Source organism: Brevibacterium sp. AGC70 (genome assembly GCF_057334195.1).
Map to the genome: position 1 here is coordinate 587,877 of NZ_JBHFIH010000014.1, position 16,770 is coordinate 604,646.

General features: G+C 62.4%; 16 protein-coding genes and 1 rRNA gene. 3 read left to right on the forward strand and 14 right to left on the reverse strand.

Translation table 11 applies throughout. The annotated features are described in order from the left end of the window. Positions 1–37: 37 nt before the first annotated feature. The 10 genes from ACE03M_RS12880 to clpS all read right to left on the reverse strand — a co-directional run bounded on the left by ACE03M_RS12880 (position 38) and on the right by clpS (position 9,949). A complete protein-coding gene (locus tag ACE03M_RS12880; protein WP_485934292.1) occupies positions 38–1,438 on the reverse strand; it encodes an amidase in 1,401 nt (466 codons plus the stop codon). Positions 1,439–1,489: 51 nt separating this feature from the next. Beyond that, a complete protein-coding gene (locus tag ACE03M_RS12885; RefSeq protein ID WP_485934293.1) occupies positions 1,490–3,277 on the reverse strand; it encodes a dipeptide ABC transporter ATP-binding protein in 1,788 nt (595 codons plus the stop codon). Further along, entirely contained in the window at positions 3,270–4,172 is a 903-nt protein-coding gene (locus tag ACE03M_RS12890) for an ABC transporter permease (protein WP_485934295.1), read from the reverse strand. Before ACE03M_RS12890 ends, ACE03M_RS12885 begins: the two co-directional genes overlap by 8 nt. Beyond that, entirely contained in the window at positions 4,169–5,116 is a 948-nt protein-coding gene (locus ACE03M_RS12895; protein ID WP_143921023.1) for an ABC transporter permease, read from the reverse strand. Before ACE03M_RS12895 ends, ACE03M_RS12890 begins: the two co-directional genes overlap by 4 nt. Before the next feature lie 13 nt (positions 5,117–5,129). After that, positions 5,130–6,632 (reverse strand): ABC transporter substrate-binding protein, encoded by a 1,503-nt coding sequence (locus tag ACE03M_RS12900; RefSeq protein ID WP_485934296.1) that lies wholly within the window; start codon positions 6,630–6,632, stop codon positions 5,130–5,132. A gap of 181 nt (positions 6,633–6,813) precedes the next feature. After that, positions 6,814–7,419, reverse strand: a complete 606-nt coding sequence (gene rdgB, locus ACE03M_RS12905; protein ID WP_143921021.1) for an RdgB/HAM1 family non-canonical purine NTP pyrophosphatase — start codon at positions 7,417–7,419, stop codon at positions 6,814–6,816. Next, positions 7,416–8,138, reverse strand: coding sequence for a ribonuclease PH (gene rph / locus ACE03M_RS12910; RefSeq protein WP_485934297.1), 723 nt, complete (start codon positions 8,136–8,138; stop codon positions 7,416–7,418). Before rph ends, rdgB begins: the two co-directional genes overlap by 4 nt. 108 nt (positions 8,139–8,246) lie before the next feature. After that, a complete protein-coding gene (locus ACE03M_RS12915; RefSeq protein WP_143921019.1) occupies positions 8,247–9,068 on the reverse strand; it encodes an MBL fold metallo-hydrolase in 822 nt (273 codons plus the stop codon). Then, positions 9,065–9,640, reverse strand: coding sequence for a DUF2017 family protein (locus tag ACE03M_RS12920; protein ID WP_143921018.1), 576 nt, complete (start codon positions 9,638–9,640; stop codon positions 9,065–9,067). Before ACE03M_RS12920 ends, ACE03M_RS12915 begins: the two co-directional genes overlap by 4 nt. A 3-nt stretch (positions 9,641–9,643) precedes the next feature. Further along, the gene (gene clpS / locus ACE03M_RS12925) at positions 9,644–9,949 is read right to left on the reverse strand and encodes an ATP-dependent Clp protease adapter ClpS (RefSeq protein WP_143921017.1); all 306 of its coding nucleotides are present in this window, start codon (positions 9,947–9,949) and stop codon (positions 9,644–9,646) included. Positions 9,950–10,001: 52 nt separating this feature from the next. Here clpS and ACE03M_RS12930 point away from each other — a divergent pair, with 52 nt between their 5' ends. Beyond that, positions 10,002–11,321: a nicotinate phosphoribosyltransferase gene (locus tag ACE03M_RS12930; RefSeq protein WP_143921016.1), complete on the forward strand. Its 1,320-nt coding sequence runs from the start codon at positions 10,002–10,004 to the stop codon at positions 11,319–11,321. Positions 11,322–11,432: 111 nt separating this feature from the next. Here ACE03M_RS12930 and ACE03M_RS12935 read toward each other — a convergent pair whose 3' ends face one another. Both ACE03M_RS12935 and ACE03M_RS12940 read right to left on the reverse strand, forming a co-directional pair. Then, positions 11,433–13,214, reverse strand: coding sequence for a DEAD/DEAH box helicase (locus ACE03M_RS12935; RefSeq protein ID WP_143921015.1), 1,782 nt, complete (start codon positions 13,212–13,214; stop codon positions 11,433–11,435). After that, complete coding sequence (locus ACE03M_RS12940; protein WP_096160529.1) at positions 13,215–13,469, reverse strand: DUF3039 domain-containing protein; 255 nt, start codon at positions 13,467–13,469, stop codon at positions 13,215–13,217. Positions 13,470–13,500: 31 nt separating this feature from the next. Here ACE03M_RS12940 and ACE03M_RS12945 point away from each other — a divergent pair, with 31 nt between their 5' ends. Beyond that, positions 13,501–14,016: a flavin reductase family protein gene (locus ACE03M_RS12945; protein ID WP_143921014.1), complete on the forward strand. Its 516-nt coding sequence runs from the start codon at positions 13,501–13,503 to the stop codon at positions 14,014–14,016. 128 nt (positions 14,017–14,144) lie between these two features. Here ACE03M_RS12945 and gdhA read toward each other — a convergent pair whose 3' ends face one another. Continuing rightward, on the reverse strand, positions 14,145–15,491 hold the full coding sequence (gene gdhA / locus ACE03M_RS12950) for an NADP-specific glutamate dehydrogenase (RefSeq protein ID WP_143921013.1): 1,347 nt from the start codon (positions 15,489–15,491) through the stop codon (positions 14,145–14,147). Positions 15,492–15,631: 140 nt separating this feature from the next. Here gdhA and ACE03M_RS12955 point away from each other — a divergent pair, with 140 nt between their 5' ends. Next, the gene (locus ACE03M_RS12955; protein ID WP_485934301.1) at positions 15,632–16,282 is read left to right on the forward strand and encodes a GNAT family N-acetyltransferase; all 651 of its coding nucleotides are present in this window, start codon (positions 15,632–15,634) and stop codon (positions 16,280–16,282) included. Between the two features lie 150 nt (positions 16,283–16,432). Here ACE03M_RS12955 and rrf read toward each other — a convergent pair. Further along, a 5S ribosomal RNA gene (gene rrf, locus ACE03M_RS12960) occupies positions 16,433–16,551 on the reverse strand. Between the last annotated feature and the right edge of the window lie 219 nt (positions 16,552–16,770).

The window sequence follows — 16,770 nt, forward strand, 5'->3', positions numbered from 1 at the left end:
GAGTTCTGCAGAACTCAGGCCCTCCTTTGTGTCGTCGTCAGCTCATCGAAGCCCGGACAGGCGTCGGCACTCCTGCTGCCCGTTCGAACCAGGACCCGGCCGCCATCACGAGCTCATCGGCGAAACGACGTCCCGAGATCTGAGCGCCGATGGTGCGCCCGTCCTTCGTGTAGCCGGCGAGGACGGCACCTGCTGGCTGTTCCGACATGTTGTAGGGCATGGTGAAGCCGATGTGTCCCATCGGTTCGTCGACCTTCGGGTAGGGCATGGGCTGTTCGGCTGGAAACGCTGCATCGGGTGAGACGGGCGAGATGACAAGGTCGTAGGCTGCTGTGGCTGCCACGCTGCGACGTCTGATCTCCTGCACGCTGTGGTAGCACTCCATGAGGCGCAGTCCCGTGACGTCGGCCCCTCCCTGGGCCCATTGCTGGATATAGGGCAGGATGAGGGCCTGTTCCTCTACTGGCAGGGCGCGGAGGTCACTCCATGAGCGCACACGCCAGAACAGGTCCATGTCTCTCAGCAGCTCATCATCGATGAACGGGGTGACGGTGTCGACGACGGCTCCGGCTTGTGCGAAGCGGTCAGCAGCCTCGGCGATGGTGGACACGATCTCCGGGCTGACGGGTTCTCCGCATCCGGCATCGAGCTGGAGTCCGATCTTCATCCCCTTCGGGTCGAAGTCGGGACGGTCGGAAGCCTCGTCGGCGGAGACTGGCAGGCTGGAGTAGTCACGGTCGTCGGGGGCGGAGATGACGTCCATCGCGGCCTTGACGTCGGCCATCGTTCTGGCCAGCGGCCCGGCGCATCGGCCCATGTACGGGGCGTCGAGCGGAACCCGGCCGAAGCTGGGTTTGAGGCCTGCCAGTCCCAGCCAGGTGCAGGGCAGGCGGATCGAGCCGCCGATGTCGGAACCGATGTGGATGGGACCGTAGCCGGCTGCGGCGGAGGCACCTGCGCCTGCGCTCGAACCGCCGGTGGTCAGGCTCGGATCGAGGGGTGAGCGGGTGATGCCGTGCAGTGAGGAGACGCCGGAGGAGAGCATGCCCCAGTCGGGCATCGTCGTCGATCCGATGATGACCGCGCCGGCTTCTTCGAGTCGCTGCGTGATGGGCGCGTCGTGAGTCGACACCGGCACCTCGACCCAGGCATGCCCGCTGGGCATCGCCACTGCGCTGCGGGCGATGTTCTCCTTGATCGTGACCGGGACCCCGTCGAGGGGGCTCAGAGATCGGCCCTCACGCCAACGGGTGGCGCTGGCTTCTGCTGCAGCTCGGGAGCGCTCATCGTCGCGGTGGTGGAGGGCGTTGATGACGGGTTCGCATTCGTCCATCCGGTCCACGACTGCGGAGAGGACCTCGAGTGGATCGAAGTCTCCCGAGGAGTAGCCGCTGGTCATGGCTTCTGCTGTGTGGTCGGCAAGCGTGGTGTGGCTCATCTGCCGTCCTTTCTTCTGTGGCATATCGAGGTCAGTGGCGCCGGGGCGGACTCAGGTGGCTGAGGCAAGCGCACCGGCCAGGCTGGGGGTGGCCGCGATGAGGCTGCGGGTGTATTCCTCACGTGGGTGGGCGTAGATGTCCTCTTTCGACCCTGATTCGACGATGTGCCCGTCCTTCATGACGATGACGTCGGAGCAGAGGTGTTTGACGACGCCGAGATCGTGGGAGACGAAGAGCAGGGTCAGCGCGTAGTCATCGACGAGGTCGGTGAGCAGGTTGAGGACCTGGGAGCGCACGGAGACGTCGAGGGCGGAGACTGGTTCATCGGCGACCAGGATCTGTGGCCGGGTCACCAGCGCCCGGGCGATCGAGATCCTCTGTCGTTGTCCGCCGGAGAATTGGTGCGGATAGCGGCGCATCGCCTTTGCGTCCAGATCCACGGCCAGCAGCATCTCCTCGACCCTGGCGAGTCGCTCTTCTCGTGCGATACCGCGTGCGATGAGAGGTTCGGAGACGATGTCTTCGACCCGCATGCGGGGGTCGAGGGAGGCGAAGGGATCTTGGAAGACGATCTGCAGATCCTCGCGCAGCGACCTCAGCGCCGATGAGCTCGCCGACTCCACACGGATGTCGCCGACCCGCACATGCCCTGAGGTCGGACGATCCAATCCGGAGAGAAGGTTGAGCAAGGTCGATTTGCCCGACCCCGACTCCCCCACGATTCCCAGGCGCTGTCCGGAAGCGACGCTGAAGCTGATGTCATCGAGTGCGCGAACTGGGGATCGTCGTCGCAGCAGCAGGCCTCGCGAGCGGAAGTGCTTCGAAACTCCGCTGACGTCGATGAGCGGTGCGGATCCGTCGCCTGTGGATGCTTCCCCCGCCGAGGCGGGTGCCGGCTCTCGCACAACGGCTGGCCCATCGGACTGCTCGTCCTCGTCGTCCGACGCAACGTCCTCACCTGACCTTGCTTCGTCAATCGGTCCCGCCTCGTCAATCGGTCCGGCGTATGACAGTGCGGTCTTGAGAGTGAAGAGCTTCCCGTGCGCGTCGGTGGCATCGAGGTCAGAGGATGCCAGCAGTCCGCGAGTGTATTCGTGCTGTGGGTCGGTGAAGATCTGCTCCACGCTCCCGGTCTCGACGATGCGACCGGCGTACATGACGATGACCCTGTCACAGACTCCGGCGACGACGGCCAGGTCGTGGGTGATGAAGAGCAGTCCTGCCTGCACTGCAGCGACGCGTTCGGAGATGAGGTCGAGCATGTGCTTCTGCACCGTGACGTCGAGTGCGGTGGTCGGCTCGTCGCAGATGAGCAGCCGCGGCGAGTTCGCCAGGGCGATGGCCAACATCACACGCTGTCGCTGACCGCCCGACATCTGGTGCGGGTAGGCGTAGCGGGCACTGTTCGGATCGGGCATGTGCACGCTAGTCAGCAGGTCGAGGACTCGTCCGGGAATGTCACCGCGGGCCACTTCACCATGGATGCGAAGCACCTCGGCGATCTGGTCGCCGATGCGCATCAGCGGGTTGAGTGCGCTCATCGGCTCCTGGAACACCATGGACACGAGGTCCGAACGCATCTTGGCGAGGGTCCTCTCCTTCGCATCAAGGATGTTTCCGGCAAAGCCCTGGAGCGACACGGTGCCCTGCGCCCGCAGCTCTTCGGGCAGCAGTCCCATCACAGACTGTGCCGTCAGTGACTTTCCCGACCCTGATTCGCCGATGAGTCCGACCCTCTCACCGGGGGCCAGGCTCAGAGACACGTTGTGGAGAACAGGCGCCGAGGCACCTGCTGGAGTGATGGTGAGGTTGCGGACCTCGAGCAGGTTCTCAGCCATTGCCGCGAGCCTCCATCTTCGGGTCGAATCGGTCGCGGAGTCCGTCGCCGAGGAGGTTGAACCCGAGCACGGCGAGGGCAATGAACAGTCCGGGCCACAGCGCCAGCAGCGGCTGAGTGGACAGGAACTGCTGGGACTCCTGCAGCATCCGTCCCCAGGACGGCACGGGAGCCTGCGTGCCCAGTCCCAGGAAGGACAGGCCCGCCTCGGCGAGGACGGAGATCGCGAATGCCACAGAGGCCTGCACGATGACCATTCCGGCGATGTTGGGCAGGACGTGGACGATCGCGATCGCCGGGGCGCTCCGGTTCGAGGCCTTGGCCGCGCGCACATATTCGGAGCCGAGTACCTGCATCGTGCCCGAGCGGGCGACGCGGGCGAACCCGGGAATGGCAGCGATTCCCACGGCCACCATGGCCGGTCCCGTGCCCGGTTGGTAGACGGCGGCGAAGACGATCGCCAGAAGCAGTGCAGGGAAGGCGAGCAGGATGTCGTTGGCGCGCATGATCACTGCACTCAGCCACGCACCCCACGGGTACTGTGCGAAGACTGCGGCGATGATGCCGATGGGTGTGCCGATGAGCACGGCGATGCCGACGGCCACGATTCCGACCATGAGGGTGATTCGGGCACCGTACATGATCCATGTCAGGGTGTCGCGGCCGAATTTGTCGGTGCCGAAGGGGTGCTCGGGGCTCGAAGACTGCAGCCGTGCGGCCGGATCGACTGCGCTGGGACCGTAGGGTGTCCACACGAAGGACACGAGTGCGAGCGCGACGATGAGGAGGATGAGAATGGCACCGATGATCATCGAGGCGTTGAGCCGAAGCTTCGTACGACTGCCCCGATCCACGGGGGCATCCCCCGCCGAGGTGGTGCTCGGGATCCCGCTCATGACGCGTTCCTGATCCGAGGGTCGACGATCGGATACAGCACGTCGACGATGAGGTTGATGATGAGCACGAGGAAGACGAGGACCATGACGATTCCCTGGACTGTGACGAGGTCGCGATTGGCCACGGCTCGGACGAGTTCGGAGCCGATGCCGGGGATGACGAAGATCTGTTCGATGATGACGGCACCGACGAGGAGCGTCGCGAGCTGAACCCCGGCCACGGTGATGACAGGAATGGCGGCATTGCGCAGTCCGTGGACGAACAGGGCCTTGGTTCGGGTCAGGCCTTTGGCCCGGGCGGTGCGGATGTAGTCCTCACGCATGACGTCGAGGACCGCCGATCTCACGTACCGGGTGAGGATCGCAGCCTGGACGAGCGCCAGAGACACGACGGGAAGCACCAGACGGATGAGGAACCCGCCGAATCCTTCGACCGGGGCCATCCACCCCTGGGAGGGGAACCAGCCGAGCGTCAGGGAGAAGATGATGACGAGGATGATGGCGGCCAGGAAGTTCGGCACGGCGATGCCGATCTGGCTCAGCGCGGAGATCGTGACACCGATCCAGTTGCGCTGTTCGAGGGCTGCGAAGGTACCCAGGGGAACGGCGATGACGATCGCGAGAATGATCGCGGCGATGACGAGAATCGCGGTGACCTGGACGCTGCCGACGATGACCGGGGTGATCGCGGCCCCGGTCACATATGAGGTTCCGAAGTCGCCGCTGAGCATGCCCACGACCCAATTGAAATAGCGGATGACCGGCGGCTGGTCGAGACCGTACTGAGCTTCGAGAGCTGCCACCGCATCAGGTGTGGCATTCGTTCCCAGAGCGACCTGCGCGGCGTTGCCGGGCAGGATGCTCATGAGTGCAAAGACCACCACAGAGGCGACGATCAGCGCCAGAACGAACTGGATCGCACGGTTGGCGACATAGGTGATCATGGGTGAGGGTACTTCAGTTCCAACTCAGATCCGCGATCCGGAATGAGTCGGAGACCCTGTTTGCGGGGATTCCGGCGACCTCGGCTTTGGCGATGACGAGGTTCGGGAACAGGAACAGGAAGTCCGAGGCTGCGTCTTCGGTGATCGTCTTCGCAATCTCCTTCATCCCTGAGACATATTCCTCTTCTGTCCCGGTGTCAGCTTTCTCCGCGATCTTCTTGGTCTTCGAGTCGTCGTAGCCGATGTAGTAGTCGTTGGAGAAGACGGTGAGGATGTCACGGGGCTCCGCATGGTTGATCACCGACATGTCGAACTTGTGCTCGGTGAAGGTCTTGTCCAGCCAGACTGCGGGGAATTCCTGCGTCTCGATGTCGGCTTTGAGTCCGACCTCGGCAAGCTGTGCGGACACGATCTCGGAGATCGCCTTCGCATACGGCAGGTTCGGCACGGTGAAGGCGAATGTCTCCCCCTCGATGCCGGCTTCCCTGACGAGGTCTTTGGCCTTCGCCGGGTCGTAGTCCCAGACCTTTGTCAGGTCCTCATAGTACGGGTCTGTCGGCGGAACCATTGAACCGATGAGCTCTCCGTAGCCGGCCCAGGCGGTGTCGAGGACTGCCTTGCGGTCGATGGCATGCATGACCGCCTCGCGCGCCTTCTTGTCTTTGAAGATGCCCTTCGCGTTGTTCATTGAGAGCACGACTTCACCGTTCGTGGTGCCGGAGATGATCTGGTAGTCGCTGCTCTGGAATTCGCCGGCCAGTTCGGGGGCCTGGAGGTTGGAGACGACGTCGATCTCTCCGGATTTCAAGGCATTCGAGGCCGAAACGGCGTCTTTGAAGTATTTGAACTGGACCTTGCTGACTGCCGGCTTCTCACCCCAGTAGTCGTCGCGTGCTGCGAAGTCGATCGACTGACCGCGGCTGAACTTCTCGATGGCGAAGGGTCCCGTGCCGATGGCTTCGTTAGGCAGATCGTCGGTGCCTTCGGTGTCGAAGACGGCTCCGACGAGGCTGCTCATATTGAACAGCCACGTGTTCGAGGGCTTCTTGAGTGAGATCTTGACGGTGAGGTCATCCGGAGTCTCGATCGAATCAACGACGTCCATCTTGGACTTCAGTGCGTTCTTCCAATCGTTCTGCACTCGTTCGTAGGAGAACTTCACGTCCTCGCTTGTGAGGTCGGCGCCGTTGGAGAACTTCACCCCCTTCTGCAGATGGAAGGTGTAGGTCTTGCGGTCCTCGGACACGTCCCAGTCCTCGGCCAGGCCCGGTTGGATCTCTCCCTCACCGTCGACGCGGACGAGAGATTCGTAGACGTTCTCCATCAGTGCCTCGGGGATGGCGATCCCTGAGGTGGAGGTGAAGTCGAGGTTGACGGGTTCAGCGGTGAAGGCGATGGTCATCGAGTCCTTCTTCGCCTGCTCGCCGGAGTCCGAAGCTCCCGCCGAACAGCCTGCCAGGAACAGGCTCGAGGCAACCACGGCTGCCATCCACGAACTGACACGCGGAGTCTTCATCGCTCTCCCAAATTCACGAACCCACACTGGTTCATTCGTCTTCTCTGACCGGTTGTTGCACAGATGTGCACCGACATCGCCAGTTTAGCTGAAGTTCTCACCAGCGAAAGCGCCGGAATTCATATCGTGGAAAAGCGGACGAGCAGACTCCGGTAGCTGTCCGGAGCTCGATGAGCCGGCCTCAGAGCCCTGTCTGTGCGGCGAGGACTGCTGCGAGCTTGTCGAAAGCGACCCTCCGGTGTGACCGGGAGTTCTTCTCCTCGGGTGTCATCTGCGCCGCACTGATGTCGCCCCCGTCGGGTACGAAGATCGGGTCATAGCCGAACCCGTGCTCTCCCGACGGGCTCGTGGCCAGACGTCCTGGCATGACTCCCTCGGCTGAGAATTCGCGGCCGTCGGGGGTGACTGCTGCGGCGGCGCAGCGGAACTGCGCCCCGCGATGTTCGCTGGAGATGTCCGACAGCTGGGCGAGCAGAAGCTCGAGGTTGGCCCGATCGTCCCCGTGTCGGCCCGCCCATCTGGCGGAGAAGATTCCCGGCGCCCCGCCCAGAACGTCCACGGCAATCCCTGAATCGTCGGCGATGGAGGTCTGGCCGGTGGCCTGCGCTGCGGCACGGGCCTTGATCAGGGCGTTCTCTGCGAAGGTGACTCCGGTTTCCGGGATGTCGCCGAGACCTGCCTCGGCGGCGGTGATGACGTGGGTGTCCTCCCCCAATGCGGGAAGGAGGATCGCGAGGAGTTCGCGTCTCTTCCCGTCGTTGTGGGTGGCCAGCACGAAGGTGGTCATCTGCCCAGTACCTCGGTCTGGATGCGGGTGAGGTCGGTGCAGCCCTTGGCTGCGAGATCGAGCAGGCGGCCCAGTTCCTCACGGTCGAAGGGGGTACCTTCTGCGGTGCCCTGGACCTCGACGAACTGTCCGCTGCCGGTCATGACGACGTTCATATCGGTATCGGCACGCGAGTCTTCGACGTAGGGCAGATCGAGGACGGGCTCACCGTCGATGATGCCGACGCTGATCGCGGCGATCGAATCCTTGATCGGGTTGTTCGCGGCCGGGATGATGCCCGTTGAACGCCCCTTGTCGATCGCGTCGGCCAGTGCCACGTAGGCGCCCGTGATCGATGCAGTTCGAGTGCCGCCGTCGGCCTGGAGGACGTCGCAGTCGAGGACGAGGGTGTTCTCACCGAGCTTCTCGAGGTCGATGACAGCTCGCAGGCTCCGGCCGATGAGGCGGGAGATCTCATGTGTGCGTCCGCCGAGTTTGCCTTTGACGGATTCACGGGTGTTGCGCGAATCCGTGGCGCGCGGCAGCATCGCGTATTCGGCTGTGACCCAGCCTCGACCCTGCCCCTTGAGCCAACGCGGCACGCCAGCGGTCAGCGAAGCCGCAACCAGAACGCGGGTATTGCCGAATTCCAGGAGGGCGGATCCTTCGGCGGTGTTGATCCAATTTCGGGTGATGGTCACTTCGCGGAGTTCATCGGCGGTTCGTCCGTCTGCGCGCACTGTGTGCCTCTTTCGATAGTCGGTGCTGATCTTTGCTGATCTGGTCTGGTCTGTGGGAATTCAGGCTGGTCTTTCAGCGGACCCGTCGGCGTAGATCGCCGCGATGTGTCACACGGTCCAACTGTTGCCCGGTTTGGCCAGTTCGATGGGCCCACGGTATTCGCGGGCGGCTTCGCCACGGACGATGGAGCAGTCCGTCCAGGAGGGAATGTGAGTCAGGACGAGGGATTTGGCATCTGCGGCCTGAGCGACTCGTCCAGCACGTTTGCCGGTGAGGTGGATGCCGCGAGCGCTGTCGCGGTCTTCCTGGAAGGCAGCTTCGCAGAGGAACAGGTCTGCTCCACGGGCCGCGTCGACGAGGTTGTCGCATTCGTCGCTGTCACCGGAATAGGTGATCACCGAGCCCTTGGCGTCTGTGATTCGCAGGGCGTAGGCCTCAACCGGGTGGTCGACGAGGAAGGACTCGATCTGCAGGCTTCCCACCTGATGGCTGGTCCCGTGGTCGAGGTCAGCGAAGTCGAAGGCATGGCTGAGGTCAGTGTCATGCGCGCTGGCGGCGACTGGGGACTTCCCGGGGTCCGTGTAGTAGGCCCGGGTCAGTCGTTCTTGTGCGCCGGCCGGGGCGAGGACGTTCGTCCTCGTGCGGATCGATCCGGTGTCGGAGACGTTGCCGTTGAAGAACTTCGGGTCGTAGCAGTGCTTGACGTACAGCCCAGTCATGTCCATGCAGTGATCGGGGTGCAGGTGGCTGAGCACGACCGCGGTCAGCCCATCCGTATCGACGGCGCGCTGCAAGGGGCTCAATGCCCCGGAACCGAGGTCGAGCACGATGCGCGTCGGTGATTGCTCCTCGGTTTCGATGAGATAGCAGCTGGCTGCCGCGTTGGGCCCGGGGAAAGAGCCGGCCGTGCCGATGGCAGTGAGTTTCATTCGTCGTCGTCCCCCGGCAGATCGCTGAGCAAGGTAGTGGTGAGTCGGTCCTGAATCCAGGTCACGAAGTCGTACAGGGTCAGTGTCAGATCTTCGGACTCATCAAGGTCGTCGCGGTGAGCATATTTCTCCTCTTGAGCCTCCTCCGTGTCGATGCCCATGCGAACGGCCAGGACCAGGCGCAGGTCGTTGAGGCCCTTCATCCAGGCCAGAACCTCATCATGGCTCAAAGCGATCGAGGGGCCCTTGGCCAGACCGTTGAGGACGATGCGCACGTTATGAGCCTTCGCCTGTTGGAGGTCGAACTCAGTGAGGCGCCGGAACTCCTGCGATCGTTCCTCATCGAGGGGGTCGACGTCGGGGAAGAGGCGCAGCAGCGCAGGGTCCTGTGGCCGTGGCCGGTCGACTAGCCCCAGGCGTGCCTCCCAGTTCTCCGAATCGGGACGGCCGTCTTCATTGTCGTCTTCTGCCAGGAGTGCTGCCAGGTCGGTGAATACGGTGAGCATGAGGGATCGTTCGTTGTCCTCGAGTTTGAGGACGACATCGTCCCCACGAGCGTCAATTGCTGCCATGTGTCAGTCGGATCCTGTTTCAGGTTGGCACGCGGCCCACAAACCGTACTCGTGCATGGCTTGGGTGTCCCTCTCCATGGCTTCACGTCCGCCTGTGGCAACGACAGAGCGACCGTTCTCATGGACTTCAAGCATCAGCGAATGCGCCTTCTCCGTCGAATATCCGAAGTAGGCTTGGAAGACGTAACTGACGTAGCTCATGAGGTTGACGGGGTCGTTGAAGACGACGGTCTTCCATGGCTTTGCTTGTTCTGTCGCCGGTCGAATGTCGACATCCGGCTCCAGAACTGGAGTCGTTGGATTGCTCACGTTTCCACCATACGGCAGAACACTGACGCTGTCGTGACGTAGTATCGCGCCTATGAGTGATCTCACACGGTCCGGTTCGACGGCTTTCTACACCGATCAGTACGAATTGACGATGGTCCAGGCAGCCCTGGAATCAGGCGCCGCTCACCGCAGAAGCCTGTTCGAAGTCTTCGGTCGCAGCCTGCCTGCCGGTCGGCGCTACGGAGTCGTTGCCGGCACTGGCCGCATCCTCGAGATGCTCCGGGACTTCCGCTTCGGCGACGAGGAGCTCTCGTTCCTCAGCCGTGAGCAGATCGTCGATTCGAAGACCATCGACTGGTTGGCCGACTACTCCTTCTCCGGCAGCATCCGCGGGTACGCTGAGGGCGAGATCTACTTCCCGGGTTCGCCGCTGATGACGATCGAATCCACCTTCGCGGAGGGGGTCATCCTCGAGACGCTCATCCTCTCGGCGATGAACTATGACTGTGCGGTCGCCTCGGCGGCCTCGCGTATGGCCCAGGCTGCAGGAGATCGGCCCTGCGCGGAGATGGGTGGTCGCCGCACCAACGAACATGCCGCGGTCGCCGCTGCGCGCGCGGCCGTCATCGGTGGTTTCGCTTCGACGTCGAATCTCGCCGCCGGACTCAGGTACGGCCTGCGCACGATCGGCACGTCTGCTCATTCCTTCACTCTGCTCCACGATTCGGAGCAGGAGGCCTTCGCCGCTCAGCTCAGATCCTTGGGTACCGACACGACGCTGCTCCTGGACACCTACGACGTCGAGGAGGCGTTGGCCACGGCTGTGCGCCTGGCCGGGCAGAACCTGGGCGGGGTGCGCATCGACTCGGGCGACCTCGTCGAGCAGGCCAGCGAAGTCCGTGCAGGCCTCGACCGCCTCGGCGCTCATGATACGACGATCACGGTCACCAGCGACCTCGACGAATATGCGATCGCTGCTCTCGCTGCCTCCCCCGTCGATTCCTACGGCGTCGGTACTCGAGTGGTCACCGGCTCGGGTGCTCCGGCCGCCGGGCTCGTGTACAAGCTCGTGGCTCGTGCCGACGAGTCGGGGGCATGGACCTCGGTGGCGAAGAATTCCATCGGCAAACCCTCGCGCGGAGGACACAAGGACGCTCTGCGCCTCATCGATGGTGCGATCGCGGTCGAAGAGGCCGTCGGCATCCCGACTCTGCCGGACGATCTCGGCGATGGCCGATCGTTGACTGTTGACCTCGTCGTCGACGGTGAGATCGACGAGTCCTATATCGGTGCCGCGGGAGTCACGAAGGCCTGCGCTCGACATGATGAGTCCTTGGCCGAGCTGCCACGTTCGGCCCGTCGCATGCAGGACGGCGAACCGGCGATCCCCACAGTCTTCTATCCCAAATGACCGGGGCCGGACCCAGCTGAGCTGAGGTCGGCATGTCGCACTCCAGATCCACTCGTCTGAGCTGAGGTCGGCCTGTTTGACCTGAGATCTCCCCAGAGAGTCGGTCAGGCGTCATTTCTTGCCGACGAACCAGCCCTGCAGTTTCTTGATCCGAGCCTGGATCTGTACCTGGGTCGCCTGTGCGACTGCGGGACCACCGCACGCTTTGCGCAACTCGACATGGACTGTCGCGTGTGGTGTTCCCGTGCGGCGCGACCAGGCACCGACGAGGCTCTGGAGCTGGTTGCGCTCCTCTTTCATCGCCCGGTGGTCGAGTTCGCTGATCTCGGGTTCTGGTGCCGGCGGTGCCGCATCCGTCTTCCGTTTCGCCTGACGCGCCTGTTGGGTCCGCAGCAGTTCGTGGACCTGGTCGGGTTCCAGCAGTCCGGGTATGCCGATGAAGTCGAGTTCATCCTCGGAGCCGATCGCTCCGCCTGTGCCGAACTCGCCGCCGTCGAAGAGCACCCGGTCGAAGAGCGCCTCGGCGCCCAGTGCCTCAAACGAGCCCAACTGGTCCGAGGCCCCCTCTTCACGATTCGCCTGTTCCATGGCCTGATCGTCGAAGACGACGACATCGTTCTCGTCCTCATTCTTCGGCCGGTCGAGGGCGTGGTCCCGTTCAACTTCCATCGTGTTGGCCAGGGCAAGGAGGATCGGCACGGAGGGCAAAAACACAGAGGCCGTCTCACCGCGTTTGCGTGCACGCACGAAACGTCCGATGGCCTGAGCGAAGAAGAGCGGAGTCGCCGAGGAGGTCGCATAGACCCCCACGCACAGTCGCGGCACGTCAACGCCTTCGGAGACCATACGGACGGCGACCATCCATCGGTCGGTGGAGTTCTGGAACTCCTCGATCCGTGCCGAAGCTCCTGCTTCGTCGGAGAGGACGACCGTGGGTGCTTCGCCCGTAAGTTCGCGCAGCACCTTGGCGTAGGCTCGAGCGTTGTCCTGGTCGGTGGCGATGACGAGGCCTCCGGCGTCGTGCACGGTCCGCCTGACCTCTGTCAGTCGTCGGTCTGCTGCTTTGAGCACGGCTGGGATCCAGTCGCCACCGGGGTCGAGAGCAGTCCGCCACGCCTGGGAGTTGATGTCCTTCGTCGTCTCTTCGCCGAGCACGTGGGACATCTCATCACCGGCCCGGGTCCGCCAGGACATGGCACCGGCATAGGCGAGGAACAGGACGGGACGAACGACGGAGTCCTTGAGCGCCCGCCCATAGCCGTAGGAATAATCGGCCACCGAGGTGCGGATGCCGTTCTCGTCCGGAGCATAGGTGACGAATGGGATCGGTGACGTATCCGATCGGAAAGGGGTGCCGGTCAGGGAGAGCCTGCGCACAGCGGGGCCGAACGCCTCCCGTACTGCATCGCCCCATGACAGTGCGTCGCCTCCGTGGTGGACCTCATCGAGGATGACGAGGGTGCGGCCTGCCGCAGTGCGGTTGTGGTGCAGCACCGGTTTTGCGGCCACCTGCGCGTAGGTGATGGCCACACCGTGATAGCCGGGGGCATGCTTGCCCTGGGCGTTCTTGAAGTGCGGGTCGAGTTTGATGCCGACGCGGGAGGCGGAATCAGCCCACTGCACCTTGAGGTGTTCTGTGGGTGCGACGACGGTGACCCTGTTGACGACGCGCTGAGCCAACAGCTCGGCGGCGACTCGCAGAGCGAATGTCGTCTTGCCTGCGCCCGGTGTCGCAACCGCGAGAAAATCCTTCGGCTGATCCCGAAAGTACTGTTCCAGGGCTTCAGCCTGCCAGGCGCGCAACTTTCCGGCCGTTCCCCAAGCAGCACGCTCGGGAAAGGCCGGTGGCAGTTGTTCGGCGGCGGATGTCCCTGGGAGACGTTCCGCGGCCATTTACTCCTTGGGTCCTTCAGACATGGTGGAGTAGATCTCTTTGCAACGCGGACACACGGGGAACCGCTCGGGGTCTCGCGTAGGCACCCACACCTTTCCGCACAGGGCAATCAGCGGTGTGCCCGTGACCATGGATTCCATGATCTTGTCTTTGGGTGCGTAGTGGCTGAAACGTTCGTGGTCTCCGGGTTCAACAAGTTGTTCGGACTGCTCACGCTCGATTGTTGCTGAACCACCTGATGCTGGATAGGTCATGGCTCCATTGTAGTTCCCTAGAATGAGTGCCATGGACAGAACTCACGAGGATTCTCTCACAGAACGCTATCGCGAACTCAGCGACGATATTGCCGCCGCAGTGGCTGTGATCTCCGCCAAACGCGGCAATGCCCTGCACGCGATCACCGTCGACTCGTTCCTCGACGTGTCCTATGATCCGCCGACGATGGCAGTCAGCATCTATGGCGGGTCGCGCATGATGGAGACGCTGGAGACAAGTGAACATTACGCCATCTCCTTGCTCAACTCATCACAGCGAGACATCTCCGAACGCCTGGGCGCGTCAGGACAGCCTCTCTACGGTTCGCTCAAAGGCATCGATACATTTCCCGCACCCCATTCGGGTCAGCCTGTGCTCACGAATGCGATCGCGTGGTTCGAGCTGCGGACCACGGAGGTCCTCGAAGTGGCAACACACAGCCTCGTCGTCGGGGAGGTCGTATCTTTGGGAGCCGGCGCGAACAGCAGCAAGGACAAACCGCTGCTGAGGTGGCGCAAGGCCTACGGATCGATCGGGCCCCGCTGACCCAAGCTACCCAGGACAACGACAGCGGCCCTCCGAACTCTTGATGGCTTCGGGCGAAGCTGTCTGAGAGTCGGAGGGCCGCGGTGCGCTGCTTGCTGCCGGACGCTGTCTGCGCCTTGTCGCTGAGGTCAGACGACGCCCTGTGCGAGCATCGCTTCAGAGACCCGGATGAAGCCAGCGATGTTGGCCCCGGCGACGTAGTCACCGGGTGAACCGAACTCCGCGGCCGCAACGGCGCAGCTGTCGTGCACATCTCCCATGATCTCGGCCAGACGAGCTTCAGTGAAGTCGAAGTCCCAGGTGTCGCGGCTGGCGTTCTGCTGCATTTCCAATGCGCTGGTGGCCACGCCGCCGGCGTTGGCCGCTTTGCCGGGGGCGAAGAGCACACCGGCCTCGGAGAAGGTCCTCACCGCCCCTGGCGTACAGGGCATGTTCGCGCCTTCTGCGAGGGCGATGACTCCATTGCGCACGAGAGTCTTCGCCGACTCCTCATCGAGTTCGTTCTGCGTAGCGCAGGGAAGCGCGACGTCGACCTCGATGTCCCAGACGTTGCCGCCTTCGTAGTACTTGGCACGGCCGCCGCGTTCGTCGACGTATTCGGAGATCCGACCGCGTTCTTCGAACTTGATGCGCTTGACGATCTCCGTATCGATACCATCAGGATCATGGATGAACCCGCCGGAATCGGACATGGTGATGACGGTACCGCCGAAGGCCTCGACCTTCTCTGCTGCGAACACAGCGACGTTGCCCGATCCTGAGATCGAAACAGTGCGTCCGTCAATGTTCTTCTTAGCTGCTGCGAGCATGTCCTTAAGGAAGTACACGACGCCGAAGCCGGTTGCCTCGGTGCGGACCATGGAGCCGCCATAGGACAGACCCTTGCCGGTGAGAACCCCAGCTTCGTACTCGTTCTTCATCCGCTTGTACTGCCCGAACAGGTAGCCGATTTCCCTACCGCCGACCCCGATGTCACCAGCCGGGACGTCACGGTATTCGCCGATGTGGCGGGAAAGCTCAGTCATGAATGACTGGCAGAAGCGCATGACCTCGAGGTCGCTGCGCCCCTTCGGGTCGAAGTCCGAGCCACCTTTGCCGCCGCCGATGGGCAGACCGGTGATGGCGTTCTTGAAGATCTGTTCGAAGCCGAGGAACTTCACGATTCCCAGGTTCACCGATGGGTGGAAACGCAGACCGCCCTTGTAGGGGCCAAGAGCAGAGTTGAACTGAACACGGAATGCTCGGTTGATCTGCACGACTCCCTGATCGTCGATCCAAGGCACCCGGAAGATGATCTGGCGCTCTGGTTCGCAGAGGCGCTCGAACGCTGAGAGTTCGAGGTATTCGGGGTGTTTGTCAACGACAGGGCCCAGGGAATGGAGAACTTCCTGTACCGCCTGATGAAACTCCGACTCTCCAGGATTGCGATGGAGCACAGTGTCGAAGATTGGCTGCAGTGATGGATGTAAGCTCATGGGATCAACCTACCGTGAGCCGCATAACATGAGCTGATACGCCCGAATAATGGACACTACAGTGTCGACGCGCACATTTGATATAGTGCGAGTTTCGGAAATTCGCGTTGCCGAAACCATTACGAGTTTAGACTCGACATATGGAATTAGAAGATGTCTGGCCGCCTTTTGCCCTGAGAATCACGTGCGGCGCTATGGAATTGTCACCGGTGCGCGAGTCCGACTATCCGGAGTTAGCCGTCATCGCCGACGGCGGTGTACGCAGGCACGGCATAGCAGCCTTTCTCATCAATTGGGATTCGGGTTCTCGTGAAGAAATAGCACGGTCAATCGCACAATATCAATGGAGCACACGAGCGAACTTCCGAGTCGATGACTGGACGATTGAGTTCACCGCCAGGATCGACGGTCGAGTTGTCGGTGTACAGGGAGTAAGTGCAAAAGACTTCGTCCGCACCCAGTCAGTCTCGACAGGATCGTGGCTTGCCCTGCACGAGCAGGGCAACGGCTACGGCACTCAGATGCGAAGGGCTGTCGTTACGGCGTTTGCCGATCATTTCGATGCCACCGCTTTTCATTCCGAATATTTCGAGGGAAACGATGCGAGCCGCAGAGTCTCAGAGAAGCTCGGGTACTCCCCCAACGGGGTCAAGACCACCATCGCACAGGACGGGCTCGCTCACCCCGAACACCACGTGATTCTGGCAGCCTCGGACATCGTACGGGGGCCGGATCCAGTGGCGGTCGCCGGCGCCGAAGTGGTTCGTCGTTTCCTGGGACTCGACACTTGAGCACCACCCCACAATAGGGCGTGAATACAAGAAAAAGGGGGCCACCCCGCAACACACGAGACAACCCCCAACACAACCCCACACCACGGCATGAATACGAGAAAGGGGCCACCCCACAAAGTGGAATGACCCCAAACCCATCAAAAAATATTGCGGCAGTCACTTACTCTCCCACAACCACCAAGTTGCAGTACCATCAGCGCGAATGGGCTTAGCTACCGGGATCGGAACGGTTAACCGGGCGTTTCCCCACCACTATCACCACCGCAAAACCAACAAACCACCAACCACCCCAAGAACCTCACAGTCCTCTAAGAGCGGCGTAGCGGTCCAAGAACCGTACAGCGAACGCGAACACCACACATAACGTGACTCGTAAATAAACGTCTCGTGAAACCTACAATGTTACTCGCACACACCAACCAACAAAAAATGGTTGTATGAGTGATCGGCGTATTAGTACCAGTCAACTCCACACCTTACAGTGC